The organism is Rhodovulum sp. (genome assembly GCF_011048875.1).
Classification (GTDB): Bacteria; Pseudomonadota; Alphaproteobacteria; order Rhodobacterales; family Rhodobacteraceae; genus Rhodovulum; species Rhodovulum tesquicola.
In genome coordinates this window covers 1-11,741 of record NZ_DSDD01000336.1, presented here as the reverse complement: position 1 = coordinate 11,741, position 11,741 = coordinate 1, and the positions used below count along the sequence as shown (strand labels likewise).

Below are 11,741 nucleotides of genomic sequence, written 5' to 3'. Positions count from 1 at the left end.
TGTCGATCCCCTGCGTCGGCGTCTACGACCTGATGAGCTGGTGGGAGGAAAAGGAGGGCATCGCCACAATCGGCTTCAACAAGGGCGGCACCGTGGCGCTGGGCGAGGTCCGCGTGACCATGGTCAACGCCACCCATTCCTCGTCGGTCTCGGGGCCGCAGGGGCCGGTCTATACCGGCACCGAATCGGGCTTCATGATCGCGGGCGAGGGACACACGATCTATGTCTCGGGCGATACCGACGTGATGGCCGACATGGAGGTGTTCAACGACCTGCACGCCCCCGATATCGGCATCCTCTGCGCGGGCGGGCATTTCACCATGGACATGAAACGCGCCGCCTATGCCGCCCGCACCTATTTCGACTTCCAGCTGGTGATCCCCTGCCACTATCGCACCTTCCCGATCCTCGAACAGGATGCCGAGGCGCTGCGCCAGGGCCTGCCCGACGTCAAGGTGGTGGAGCCCGACGTGCTTGTGCCGATCGAGGTCTGAGGGGACCGCCCTGCATTTCCTGCAAGGATCCACCCGATCCGCGACCGCGTGAGCCCGGATCGACGTCGGCATGGGGCTGCCCGGAGCTGCGAGGAGCGCTGACCGCGATACGGGCGAATCGTCGGCCGCGGCCAGAAGGCGGCGTCGACGCTCCGCCTGGCCTGGTGCGGCCCGTCCCGGGGGGGTGCGGCGCGCTTGCGTCGGCGGTCTGCGCAGCTGCTGCAGGTTGCGCGGCGCGACCGGATCGCAACACGACCGCACCCCCCGTCTTCAGGAGGGTGTCCGGGGCGGAAGGGATCGGCGCCCACCTATTGCAATAATTGGCGGAAGGGGTGGGATTCGAACCCACGGATGCTTGCACATCGGCGGTTTTCAAGACCGCTGCAATCGACCACTCTGCCACCCTTCCGTCTCAGGTTCAGAAGACAGGAGCCTTCAACCCGGGCACGGCGATTCCGGGCCGTCCGGGCCAGACATCCGGACGACCGGTTGCCGTTCTAAGCACAGTCCATGGACAGGGTCCAGTGCTGCATGACCGGTCCGATCCCGCTCCGGCAGAGTTGAAGGGCTGAATCTCGCCCGGTGCCGGGTCCGAGCCTTTCCTTGGTGCCGGGCTGCGGCTATCATAGGCAAGGCAGGCAGGCCGGACCGCGAGGAGTGCCGATGCGTCACCAGAGTTGCTGGATCCGGCATAGAAACATGCGACGCGGGACACCCGCGCGAAGAGGGGGCAAGGGATGGCGGGAAACCGGATCGGACGGCTGGCCGTTGCGCTGGGCATGGCGGCCCTCTTGGTGGGCTGCCAGGACGGAAGCGGGCCATTCGCGACGCTTCAGGAACCTGCTCCGAACGAAGTGACCGCCAACGACACCGGGGGCGATGTCACGATCGCCCAGGGCGATGTCGAGGCGCCGGACATCTTCTCTACCACCGAGAGAGGACTTTGGGACGGTCGTCCCTCGCTGGGCGGTGTCTGGGTCGCCCATCCCGATGTACCCAGTCCGCAGCGGGTTCTCATCCGGAACACCGAGAACGGAAAATCCGTACAGGGCGCGCTGTTCCGTCGCGAGCGCGAGATGCCGGGGCCCAAGTTGCAGGTCTCGTCGGACACGGCCTCCGCCCTGGCGATTCTGGCCGGCAAGCCGACCGAGCTGCGCGTGGTTGCGTTGCGCCGCGCGAAGGCGGCGGAACCGGCGGCAAGCGACGCGACCCCGGCACCGGGCGCCGCCGCGAGCGCAGGCCCGGCCGCCGCCGGTTCGACGCCGCCCGCACGTCGTCCGGCACGGGCCGAAACGCCGCCCGCAACCGGCATCCCGGTCGCCGCCCCCGCGGCGTCCCCCCGCATGCCTGTGATGAAACAAGCCGACATCGCCGCTCCGCCGCCTGGCACGGTCGCCCTTCCGGGCGAGGCCCAGGCAGCCCAGACCGCGGCGGCGCCCGCCGCCCCGCGCGCCTCGACGCTGGAGCGGCCCTTCATCCAGGTCGGCATCTTCACTGTCGAGCAGAATGCGCGCGACGCCGCCCAGACGCTGGGCAGGGCCGGGATCGTGCCCTCGATCCGGGAACAGCGGCGGGGGGACAAGACCCTCTGGCGTATCGTCATCGGACCTTCGGTCAGCCGCGAGGCTCAGGCCACGCTGCTTGAGAAGGTCAAGGGGCTCGGCTACACCGATGCCTATTATGTGTCAAAGTGAGGCGCTGCGGACCATGGAACAGACCTTCCTGCGAGCCAAGACCCTGACCATGCTTGCGGCGATTGCCGCGCTTGCCCTGGCCGGGCCAGCCCGCGCGGCTTTCGAGACCCGCGCGACCGCGGCCTATGTCTTCGATCCGGCCACCGATACCGTGCTTCTGTCCAAGAATGCCGACGAGCCGATGCCGCCCGCCTCGATGGCGAAGCTGATGACGCTGAACATGCTGTTCGAGGCATTGCGCGACGGGCGCGTGACGCTCGAGACGCAGTTCTCGGTGTCGTCCCGCGCCATGGCGATCGGTGGCTCGACCATGTTCCTGAACGACCGCGACAGGCCTACGGTCGAGGAACTGATCCGCGGCATCATCGTTCAGTCGGGCAATGATGCCTGCGTCGTGGTGGCCGAAGGGCTGGCTGGCACCGAGGAGGCGTTTGCCCGACTGATGACCGAACGGGCCCGCGCGCTGGGCATGACCGGTTCGACCTTCGCCAACTCTACCGGCTGGCCGCATCCGAACCAGCGGATGAGCATGCGCGATCTGGGCATCGTGGCCGAGCGGCTGATCGAGGAATTCCCCGAATATTACGGCTATTTCGCCGAGGCGGAATACCCCTTTGACGGTCGCGCGCCGCAGAACCGGTTCAACCGCAATCCGCTTCTGAAACTCGGGATCGGGGCCGATGGGCTGAAGACCGGCCATACGCGCGAGGCCGGCTATGGTCTTGTCGGCTCGGCGGTTCAGGACGGTCGGCGGGTGGTCTTCGTGATCACCGGGCTCGAAACCGAGGCACAGCGGGCCGAGGAAGGCGAGCGGATCGTGAACTGGGCGTTCCGCCAGTTCGTCCAGCGCGAAGTTCTGCGCAAGGGCGAGCGCGTGGCTGCAACCAAGGTCTGGATGGGCGAGATCGAGCAGGTCGGACTGGTCGCCCCCGACGATATCGCGATCCTCCTGCCCGCGCTGGCGCAGGGCGCGCTCGAGGCAGAGGTGCATTACCGCACGCCAATCCTCGCCCCGATCGAGGCGGGGCAAGAACTGGGCGAACTGGTCATAACGCGGCCCGAGATGGATCCCCTGCGGGTGCCGCTGGTGGCAGAGCGCACGGTCGGGCGCGGCGGTTTCGTGCCGCGGCTGCGCAGCGCCAGCGAGGTTCTGATCGGGCTGGGACGGGAGGCCACGGGCCTCTGACATGGGCGGGGCCGCGCGGTTCATCACCTTCGAGGGCATAGACGGTTCGGGCAAGTCCACCCAGGCCCGGCGCCTTGCCGAGGATCTGCGCGCGCGCGGCCGCGAGGTCGTGCTGACCCGCGAGCCGGGCGGCAGCCCCGGCGCCGAGGAGATCCGGCGGCTGGTGCTGGAAGGCGATCCCGACCGCTGGTCGGCCGAGACCGAGATCCTGCTGTTCACCGCCGCGCGGCGCGACCATCTGGAAAAGACCATCGAACCGGCGCTGGCGGCGGGCAAGGTGGTGATCTGCGACCGCTACGCCGATTCCACCCGTGTCTATCAGGGCATCACGCGGGGCGATCTGCGCCGCGTCGTGGACAAGCTGCACGCGCTGATGATCGGGCGCGAACCGGACCTGACCTTCGTTCTGGACATGGACCCGGGGACGGGGCTGGCGCGCGCCCGGGGGCGCAACGGAACCGAGGAACGGTTCGAGGATTTCGGCGAGGCGATGCAGGCGCGGATGCGGGCGGGTTTTCTGGACCTCGCGCAGGAATTCGCCGGCCGCTGCCGGATCGTGGACGCAGCGCGCGAGGCCGATGCCATCGCCGCCGAGATCGGGGCGCTGACGCAAGCGGCGCTGGCATGAGCGACCTAGCCATCCCCGAACCCGACCGCGTCGAGGGCGCCCCCCATCCGCGCGACGCCTCCCGCGTGATCGGGCAAGGCGCGGCCGAGGCTGCGTTCCTTGACGCCTTCGCGGGCGGGCGGATGCATCATGGCTGGCTGCTGACCGGGCCGCGCGGGGTGGGCAAGGCGACGCTGGCCTGGACCATCGCGCGGTTCCTGCTGGCCCAGCCCATGGGCGATACGGGGGGCGGGCTGTTCGGCGACGCGTCCCCAGCCCCCGACCGGCTGGACATCGCGCCCGATCACCCGGTCGCCCGCCGGATTTCAGCGCTGTCAGACCCGGGGCTGATGCTGATCCGCCGCGGATGGGACGACGACAGGAAACGGCTGAAGACCGTCATCACCGTGGACGAGGTGCGCCGGTTGCGCGGCTTCTTCGGGATGTCGGCGGCCGAGGGCGGGCGGCGCGTGGTGATCGTGGACGCGGCCGACGAGATGAATGCCAGCGCCGCCAATGCGCTGTTGAAGCTGCTCGAAGAACCGCCCGCCAACGCGACGCTGCTTCTGGTCAGCCACCAGCCCGCCCGGCTCTTGCCCACGATCCGCTCGCGCTGCCGCGAGCTGCGGCTTTTGCCCCTTTCCCCCGCCGCGATGGCCGAGGCGCTGGCCGCCGCCGGACAGGAGGTGCCGGGTGATCCGGCAGCCTTGGCCGAGTTGTCGGGCGGATCGGTCGGCGAGGCGATCCGGCTGGCCCGGCTTGAGGGACTCGCACTTTACGCCGAACTTGTGGCGATCTTCGCGGATCATCCGCGGCTGGACCGGCCCCGCGCGATCCGTCTGGCCGAATCTGCCGCGGGCCGTGCCGCCGAGGCGCGGTTCGACCTGACGCTGCGGCTGATCGAGTTGATGCTGGCCCGGCTGGCCCGCACCGGCGCGACCGGCACCCCGCCCCCCGAGGCCGCACCCGGCGAGGCGGCGATGCTGGCCCGGCTTGCGCCCACCCCCACCGCCGCGCGGGGCTGGGCCGAGGCCGCGCAGGCGCTGACCGCCCGCGCCCGGACCGGCAAGGCGGTCAACCTTGACCCCGCCTCCCTCATCCTCGATACGGTTTTGAGAATGGATGAGACCGCCGGCCGGCTGGCCGCCTGAGGCGAGATGACCCAAGCGACCCCCCAGATCACCGACAGCCACTGCCACCTGGACTTTCCCGATTTCGGGCACGAGCTTGATCTCGTGGTCAGCCGCGCGGTAGCCGCCGGGGTGACGCGGATGGTCACGATCTGCACCCGGCTGCGAAACGAGCCGCAGGTGCGCGGCATCGCCGACGCCTACGCCCCCGTCTTCTATGCCGCCGGCACCCATCCGATGAGCGCGGCCGAGGAACCGATGGCCACGCTGGACGAATTGATCGCACTGGCCCGGCATCCGAAATTCGTCGGCATCGGCGAGACGGGGCTTGATTATCACTACACGGCCGACAGCGCGGCGGTGCAGCAGGAAAGCCTGCGCATCCATATCGCCGCGGCGCAGGAAACCGGGTTGCCGCTGATCGTTCACGCGCGCGACGCCGACACGGACATGGCGCGCATCCTGACCGAGGAATACCGCGCGCGCCCCTATGGCTGCGTGATGCATTGCTTCAGCTCTGGCACGGGGCTGGCGCGCGCCGCGCTGGACCTGGGGTTCTACCTGTCGATGTCGGGCATCGCGGCCTTCCCCAGATCGCAGGAGTTGCGCGAGATCTTCGCCGCCGCGCCGCTGGACCGGATCCTTCTGGAAACCGACGCGCCCTATCTGGCCCCCCCGCCCCATCGCGGCAAGCGCAACGAACCGGCCTATACCGTCCATACGGCCCGGGTCGGCGCCGAGCTTTTCGGCCTCGACTACGCCGATTTCGCCGCCCGGACGCAGGCCAATTTCGACCGGCTGTTCTGGAAGGCTGCAAGCTGGCAGGAGGCCGCGTGACCGGCGCGCTCAGGTTCACCATCCTCGGCTGCGGCTCGTCGGGTGGCGTGCCGCGGATAGGTGGGCATTGGGGGCAGTGTGACCCCGCGAACCCCAGAAACCGTCGGCTGCGCTGCTCGATGCTGGTCGAGCGCGAAGAGGCCGAGGGCACGACCCGCGTGCTGATCGACACCTCGCCCGACCTGCGCGAGCAATTGCTTCACGCCGGGATCGGCACGCTGGACGCGGTGGTTTACACCCATTTCCATGCCGATCATGTCCATGGCATCGACGATTTGCGCCAGATCGTGTTCAACACCCGCCAGCGGCTTGCGGTCTGGGCCGATGGCGCGACGCAGGACGCGCTCTATTCCCGCTTCGGCTATGCCTTCACCCAGCCCGAGGGCTCGCCCTATCCGCCGATCCTGACCATGCATATGATCGACGGGCCGGTGCATGTCGACGGGCCGGGCGGGCGGGTGACGCTGGTGCCGTTCCGGGTGAACCATGGTGCCATCGACGCGCTTGGCTTTCGCATCGGGGGGCTGGCCTATTTGCCCGATGTGTCCGAGATCTACGAAGAAAGCCTGCCGCTGCTTCAGGGGCTGGACATCCTCGTGATCGACGCGCTGCGACGCACGCCGCATCCCACGCATTTCCATCTCGAGCGCACGCTGGACTGGATCGCGCGGCTGGCGCCCGCACGCGCGGTGCTGACCAACATGCATATCGACCTCGACTACGCGACCGTCGCGGCCGAGACGCCGGCCCATGTCAGCCCCGCCCATGACGGGATGGTGCTAAGCCTGCCCGCCTGATGCAGGCACTTCTGGACGTCATCCTGCCGGTCTTTCTGGTGCTGGGCTTCGGCTATGTCGCGGTCTGGCGCGGGCTGTTTTCCGATGCGGGCGTCGACGGGCTGATGAAGTTCACCCAGAACTTCGCCATTCCCTGCCTTCTGTTCCGCGCGATCTCGACGCTGGATCCGGGGCAGGAATTCGACTGGCGGCTTCTGACCAGCTTCTATGCCGGGGCCACCACCGGGTTCTTCCTGGGGCTCTTCGGCGCGCGGTTCCTGTTTCGCCGCGGTTGGGAAGACAGCGTCGCCATCGGCTTTGTCGGGCTGTTTTCCAACTCGCTTCTGCTGGGCCTGCCGATCACCGAACGGGCCTATGGCACGGAGGCGCTGGCACCGAACTATGCGATCATCGCAATGCATTCGCCCTTTTGCTACGGGTTGGGCCTGACCGCGATGGAGATCGTGCGCAATCGCGGGACGGGTGTGCTGGGCACCTCGGGCGCGATCCTCAAGGCGATGTTCCGCAACGCGCTGGTGATCGGCATCGCGCTGGGGCTGGCGGTGAACCTGACCGGACTGCCGCTGCCCGGCGTGCTGACGGACGCGCTGGATCTGATGATCCGCGCCGCGCTTCCGGCGGCGCTGTTCGGGCTGGGGGGCGTTCTTTACCGCTACCGGCCCGAGGGCGATCTGCGCGTGATCGCCTTTGCCTGTGCGATCTCGCTGGTGATCCACCCCGCCGTGGTCTGGGCGCTGGGCACGCAGCTTGAGCTGGAGACCAGGCAGTTCCGCTCGGCCGTCGTGACCGCCGCGATGGCCCCGGGCGTCAACGCCTATATCTTCGCCAACATGTATGGCGCGGCCCGGCGGGTGGCGGCGTCCTCGGTGCTGATCGGAACGGCCGCCTCGATCCTGACGGCGTGGTTATGGCTGGCCGTTCTGCCCTGACCGGTTTCAGGACCGGACAGGCCAGTCCCGGACCAGCGCCAGCGAGCGCTCCAGCCCCTCGCGATGCACGTCTTCCTCGGCACGGCGGGCCAGGTGTTCGGCGATCAGCGCGCGCAGATAGGCGGCCGCATTCTCGCCCTGCGCATCCGTCCTGGAAGGATCGGCGCCATATTCGAGCAAGACCCGCACCTTGGCCGTGTCATGCCCCGCGATCTGCAAAGGCAGCCGACCGGGGGTGAACCAGGGCTGGGACCGCTCATCGAACGGCGCGTTGGGATCGGCGCCAGCTCGCAGCAGCGCCTCGAGATCGTCGGCCGAGCCTTCGAGAACGGCCCGGTGCAGCGGTGTCCAGCCCCAGCTTTCGGTTCGCGCCTCGATATCGCCGCCCGCCTTCACCAGGAGATCGGCCAGCACCGCCTTGGTTTCTGCGGTTTCCCAGCCCCAGGGATACGCCGCCACCGCATGCAGCGGCCGGTAGCCATCGCTCATGCCCGCATCGGGATCGGCCCCCTGGTCGAGCAGGAATTCCACGACCGCGACCGACCGGCCCTCGACCGACAAGGCGTGAAAGAGCGCGGTTTCCTCCAGCGCCCCGTGGCGTGCGTCGAGATCGGCCCCTGCAAGGCAGTCCCGCAACCGATCAACATCCCCCGACGCAATCGCCGCGAAGAGAATGCGCGTTGGCTCACCTTCCGGGCTGACCGCTTCTTCGCGGAAACGCAGCGTCGCCATGATGGCCCTGCCGCGCCGGTAAAGCGACTCGGACAGGCTGCGGGCGAGAACCGTGTCGCCCTGCGCCTCGGCGGCGGAGAGCGCCGCGCTCAGGCGGTCATTCTCGGCCTGAAACTCCGCGCCGTGGACCAGTTCACCGCGCAAGGCGGCGATCTGGCGGCGGAATGCTGCGGCATCACCCGCCATCTCCGGCGGCAGGGCAGCGACCATCGCCTCGGCCTTCTCCGCATGGATTTCGAATTCGTCAAACGCCCCCTTGCGGGCCGTTTCTCCCAGTGCCGACAAAAGCTCGGCCAGTTCCATACGCATACCAGTCACCAAACAACCCAAGCAAAAGCGCCCCACTGACACTCGCTCTAGTTGTCGAATCTGGCCGTTTTTCCGTAGAACTGAGACGAATTTTAGGCAATTTGCTCGATCAGGCCGGTGTCAGCATGCCTTTTTCGCGGGCGAGATCCTGCATGCGCTTCTGCAGTTTCTCGAAGGCACGCACCTCGATCTGGCGGATACGCTCGCGGCTTACATCGTAGACGCTGGACAATTCCTCTAGCGTGACCGGCTGGTCCTGCAACCGACGCTGCAACAGGATGTCCTTCTCGCGGTCGTTGAGCACGGCCATCGCCTCCACCAGAAGCGCGCGGCGACTTTCCATTTCGTCCCGCTCTGCATAGGCCCCGGCCTGGTCTGCATCCTCGTCCTCGAGCCAGTCCTGCCATTCGGTCGAGCTGTCGCCTTCGGCGCCGCCCACCATCGCGTTCAGCGAGGCATCGCCCCCGGAGAGGCGCCGGTTCATGGCAATGACCTCGTCCTCGGTCACGTTCAGGTCATGGGCGATGCGCGCGACGTTCTCGGGGCGCAGATCGCCCTCTTCCAGCGCGCCAATCCGGGCCTTGGCCTTGCGCAGGTTGAAGAACAGCTTCTTCTGGGCGCTCGTCGTGCCCAACTTCACCAGGGACCACGACCGCAGGATATATTCCTGGATCGCAGCACGGATCCACCACATCGCATAGGTCGCGAGGCGAAAGCCCTTTTCGGGGTCGAACCGCTTGACCGCCTGCATCAGGCCCACATTGGCCTCGGAGATCACCTCGGCCTGGGGCAGACCGTAGCCGCGATAGCCCATCGCGATCTTGGCTGCCAGCCGAAGATGCGAGGTGACCATCCGATGCGCCGCCTCGGAATCCTGATGGTCGACCCATCGCTTGGCCAGCATGTATTCCTCTTCGGGCTCCAGCAGCGGAAACTTGCGGATTTCCTGAAGATAGCGGTTCAGCCCCTGCTCCGGAGACGGGGCGGGAAGGTTGGCATATGTGCTCATGTCTATCCCTGTTGCTCCCTCGTGCTTTCCCTTGAATCTAGGAACTGAACCGGACGGTTCAAGTTAACCCGATTCACTTGCCCTGATACCTTTCGCGCAGATTGGACCGGATTCGGGCGGGAACCGGTAAATTTCGGGTAAAGATGTCAGCGGATCACGCAGGTTTGCGAGTTTGTTTCAAACACGCAGCGCCGCGGCGAGGGTCTGCATGTCCTCCGGCGGGGGCGAGGCGAAACGCATCATCTCGCCGGTTCCCGGGTGAACGAAGCCCAGCGTCGCGGCATGCAGCGCCTGGCGCGGGAAGGCGGCCGCCGCAGCCGTGGCCGCCGCGCCCACCGCGCGCTCGGACAGCCGCCGCCGCCCGCCATAGACCGGGTCGCCGATCAGCCCATGGCCGGCATGGGCCAGATGCACGCGGATCTGGTGGGTGCGGCCGGTCTCCAGCCAGCATTCGACCAGGGCCGCCGCCGGTGGCGCGCCAAATGTCTCGACCACACGGACCCGCGTGACCGCATGTCGGCCACCCGAGTTCAGAACGGCCTGGCGCTGGCGGTCCGAAGGGTGGCGCCCGATCCGGGTGGCGATCCGCATGACCCCGCCCGGCTCGAAGCTGATGCCGTCAATACCCCGCAGGCGCGGATCGCCCTGATCCGGGACCCCGAAGACCAGCGCGCGGTAATGCCGTTCGACGCTGTGGGCGGCGAATTGCGCAGAAAGCGCGGCATGAGCCTTGTCGGTTTTCGCGATCACCAAAAGGCCGCTCGTTTCCTTGTCGATGCGATGCACGATGCCCGGTCGCTTTTCGCCACCGATCCCAGACAGGCTTTCACCGCAATGGGCCAGCAACGCGTTGACCAGCGTTCCCGAGGGCGAGCCCGGCGCGGGATGAACGACCATGCCCGCGGGCTTGTCGATCACGATCAGGTCGTCATCCTCATGGACGACATTCAGGGGAATCGCCTGGGCCGAGGTCGCGACCTCGGTCGGTTCGGCAAAGGCGATCTCGATCTCGTCGCCCTCGGCCACCCGCGCACGCGCTTCGCTCAGCACGGCCCCGCCGCGCGCCACGCCACCCGCCGCGATCAGCTTGGCCAGTCGCGAGCGCGTCAACCCCTCGGCCTCTGGCACATCGCGGGCCAGCGCCTTATCAAGGCGGTCAGGCGGGTTCGGTCCGATGACGACCGTCAGCAGCCGCGGCGTGGAGATGGGCGTGGACATGAACGATTCCCCGGAACCGGAGGCCCTGCCCCCGAACCTGAAACTTCTGCGCGTGCTGGTCACCGTGCTGATGGTCACCATGATTGCAGGCTTTCTAGTCATCGTCGCCCTGTTTGTCATCCGGATGCCCGGGGGCGGCGCATTGCCGTTGCCCGAGGAGGTCCGCCTGCCCGATGGCGCGACTGCCACGGCCTTCACCCGCGGGCGCGACTGGGTCGCGGTTGTCACCGCGGACGACCGCATCCTGATCTTCGACGCAGAAACCGGTGCGCTGCGCCAGACCGTCCGGATCGCGAGGTAGCGGCCGCACGGGACGCGTTGCATTCCACCCGCTTTCGGGCATAACCGGCGTGCCAGCCGAAACAACCGCCGGAGCCTGCCCGTGATCCTCTACCCCGCCATCGACCTGAAGGACGGTCAATGCGTGCGCCTGCTGCGCGGCGAGATGGACAAGGCCACGGTCTTCGGCGACGACCCTGCGGCGCAGGCCCTGGCCTTCCAGAAGGCGGGCTGCGAATGGCTGCATCTTGTCGATCTGAACGGCGCCTTCGCGGGACAGCCCGTGAACGGCGCGGCGGTCGAGGCGATCCTTGCGGCGGTCAACCTGCCCGCACAGCTTGGCGGCGGTATCCGCGACATGGCCACGATCGAGGGCTGGCTGTCGCGTGGCATCGCACGGGTGATCCTCGGCACCGTGGCGGTGGAGAACCCGGCGCTGGTGCACGAGGCTGCGCGTGCCTTTCCGGGTCGCGTGGCGGTGGGCATCGACGCGCGCAAGGGCAAGGTGGCAACCAGGGGC

13 protein-coding genes and 1 tRNA gene are annotated in these 11,741 nt (G+C 67.9%); 10 read left to right on the top strand and 4 right to left on the bottom strand.

Features of this window, described 5'->3' with window-relative positions:
* A partial coding sequence (locus tag ENN83_RS11810; RefSeq protein WP_287187269.1) for a metal-dependent hydrolase occupies positions 1-494 on the top strand: 494 nt, incomplete at its 5' end.
* A gap of 321 nt (positions 495-815) precedes the next feature.
* On the opposite strand, the gene ENN83_RS11805 is transcribed toward ENN83_RS11810, so the two are convergent.
* Positions 816-903 (bottom strand) — tRNA-Ser (locus tag ENN83_RS11805).
* 328 nt (positions 904-1,231) lie between these two features.
* On the opposite strand from ENN83_RS11805, the gene ENN83_RS11800 reads away from it, so the two are divergent.
* Genes ENN83_RS11800 through ENN83_RS11770 form a run of 7 tightly spaced genes read left to right on the top strand, consistent with a single transcriptional unit; the run spans position 1,232 to position 7,674 of the window.
* Positions 1,232-2,188 (top strand): SPOR domain-containing protein, encoded by a 957-nt coding sequence (locus ENN83_RS11800; RefSeq protein ID WP_287187267.1) that lies wholly within the window; start codon positions 1,232-1,234, stop codon positions 2,186-2,188.
* A 13-nt stretch (positions 2,189-2,201) separates the two neighbouring features.
* Positions 2,202-3,374, top strand: coding sequence for a D-alanyl-D-alanine carboxypeptidase family protein (locus ENN83_RS11795; RefSeq protein WP_414707657.1), 1,173 nt, complete (start codon positions 2,202-2,204; stop codon positions 3,372-3,374).
* A 1-nt stretch (position 3,375) separates the two neighbouring features.
* Positions 3,376-4,002: a dTMP kinase gene (gene tmk / locus ENN83_RS11790; protein ID WP_287187266.1), complete on the top strand. Its 627-nt coding sequence runs from the start codon at positions 3,376-3,378 to the stop codon at positions 4,000-4,002.
* Entirely contained in the window at positions 3,999-5,132 is a 1,134-nt protein-coding gene (locus tag ENN83_RS11785; protein WP_287187264.1) for a DNA polymerase III subunit delta', read from the top strand. Before tmk ends, ENN83_RS11785 begins: the two co-directional genes overlap by 4 nt.
* Positions 5,133-5,138: 6 nt before the next feature.
* The gene (locus ENN83_RS11780; RefSeq protein WP_287187262.1) at positions 5,139-5,948 is read left to right on the top strand and encodes a TatD family hydrolase; all 810 of its coding nucleotides are present in this window, start codon (positions 5,139-5,141) and stop codon (positions 5,946-5,948) included.
* A complete protein-coding gene (locus ENN83_RS11775) occupies positions 5,945-6,745 on the top strand; it encodes an MBL fold metallo-hydrolase (RefSeq protein WP_287187260.1) in 801 nt (266 codons plus the stop codon). Before ENN83_RS11780 ends, ENN83_RS11775 begins: the two co-directional genes overlap by 4 nt.
* Entirely contained in the window at positions 6,745-7,674 is a 930-nt protein-coding gene (locus tag ENN83_RS11770) for an AEC family transporter (protein ID WP_287187258.1), read from the top strand. Before ENN83_RS11775 ends, ENN83_RS11770 begins: the two co-directional genes overlap by 1 nt.
* A 6-nt stretch (positions 7,675-7,680) precedes the next feature.
* Here ENN83_RS11770 and ENN83_RS11765 read toward each other — a convergent pair whose 3' ends face one another.
* The 3 genes from ENN83_RS11765 to ENN83_RS11755 all read right to left on the bottom strand — a co-directional run bounded on the left by ENN83_RS11765 (position 7,681) and on the right by ENN83_RS11755 (position 10,942).
* Positions 7,681-8,715, bottom strand: coding sequence for an ankyrin repeat domain-containing protein (locus ENN83_RS11765; RefSeq protein ID WP_287187271.1), 1,035 nt, complete (start codon positions 8,713-8,715; stop codon positions 7,681-7,683).
* Between the two features lie 109 nt (positions 8,716-8,824).
* Positions 8,825-9,724: an RNA polymerase sigma factor RpoH gene (gene rpoH, locus ENN83_RS11760; protein WP_253088377.1), complete on the bottom strand. Its 900-nt coding sequence runs from the start codon at positions 9,722-9,724 to the stop codon at positions 8,825-8,827.
* Positions 9,725-9,901: 177 nt separating this feature from the next.
* Complete coding sequence (locus tag ENN83_RS11755; RefSeq protein WP_287187255.1) at positions 9,902-10,942, bottom strand: RluA family pseudouridine synthase; 1,041 nt, start codon at positions 10,940-10,942, stop codon at positions 9,902-9,904.
* Between ENN83_RS11755 and ENN83_RS11750 the strand changes: the two genes are divergently transcribed.
* Together ENN83_RS11750 and ENN83_RS11745 are read left to right on the top strand one after the other, a co-directional pair.
* Entirely contained in the window at positions 10,941-11,243 is a 303-nt protein-coding gene (locus ENN83_RS11750) for a DUF6476 family protein (protein WP_287187253.1), read from the top strand. The genes ENN83_RS11755 and ENN83_RS11750 overlap by 2 nt on opposite strands.
* Positions 11,244-11,324: 81 nt before the next feature.
* On the top strand, positions 11,325-11,741 hold a 417-nt coding region (locus ENN83_RS11745; RefSeq protein ID WP_287187251.1), incomplete at its 3' end, for a HisA/HisF-related TIM barrel protein.

Bases quoted from the DNA above. Each gene is read 5' to 3' on its own strand.
- ENN83_RS11750 (WP_287187253.1), top strand. From the start codon at position 10,941: ATGAACGATTCCCCGGAACCGGAGGCCCTGCCCCCGAACCTGAAACTT.
- rpoH (WP_253088377.1), bottom strand. From the start codon at position 9,724: ATGAGCACATATGCCAACCTTCCCGCCCCGTCTCCGGAGCAGGGGCTG.
- ENN83_RS11765 (WP_287187271.1), bottom strand. From the start codon at position 8,715: ATGCGTATGGAACTGGCCGAGCTTTTGTCGGCACTGGGAGAAACGGCC.
- ENN83_RS11755 (WP_287187255.1), bottom strand. From the start codon at position 10,942: ATGTCCACGCCCATCTCCACGCCGCGGCTGCTGACGGTCGTCATCGGA.
- ENN83_RS11800 (WP_287187267.1), top strand. From the start codon at position 1,232: ATGGCGGGAAACCGGATCGGACGGCTGGCCGTTGCGCTGGGCATGGCG.
- tmk (WP_287187266.1), top strand. From the start codon at position 3,376: ATGGGCGGGGCCGCGCGGTTCATCACCTTCGAGGGCATAGACGGTTCG.
- ENN83_RS11785 (WP_287187264.1), top strand. From the start codon at position 3,999: ATGAGCGACCTAGCCATCCCCGAACCCGACCGCGTCGAGGGCGCCCCC.
- ENN83_RS11795 (WP_414707657.1), top strand. From the start codon at position 2,202: ATGGAACAGACCTTCCTGCGAGCCAAGACCCTGACCATGCTTGCGGCG.
- ENN83_RS11780 (WP_287187262.1), top strand. From the start codon at position 5,139: ATGACCCAAGCGACCCCCCAGATCACCGACAGCCACTGCCACCTGGAC.
- ENN83_RS11770 (WP_287187258.1), top strand. From the start codon at position 6,745: ATGCAGGCACTTCTGGACGTCATCCTGCCGGTCTTTCTGGTGCTGGGC.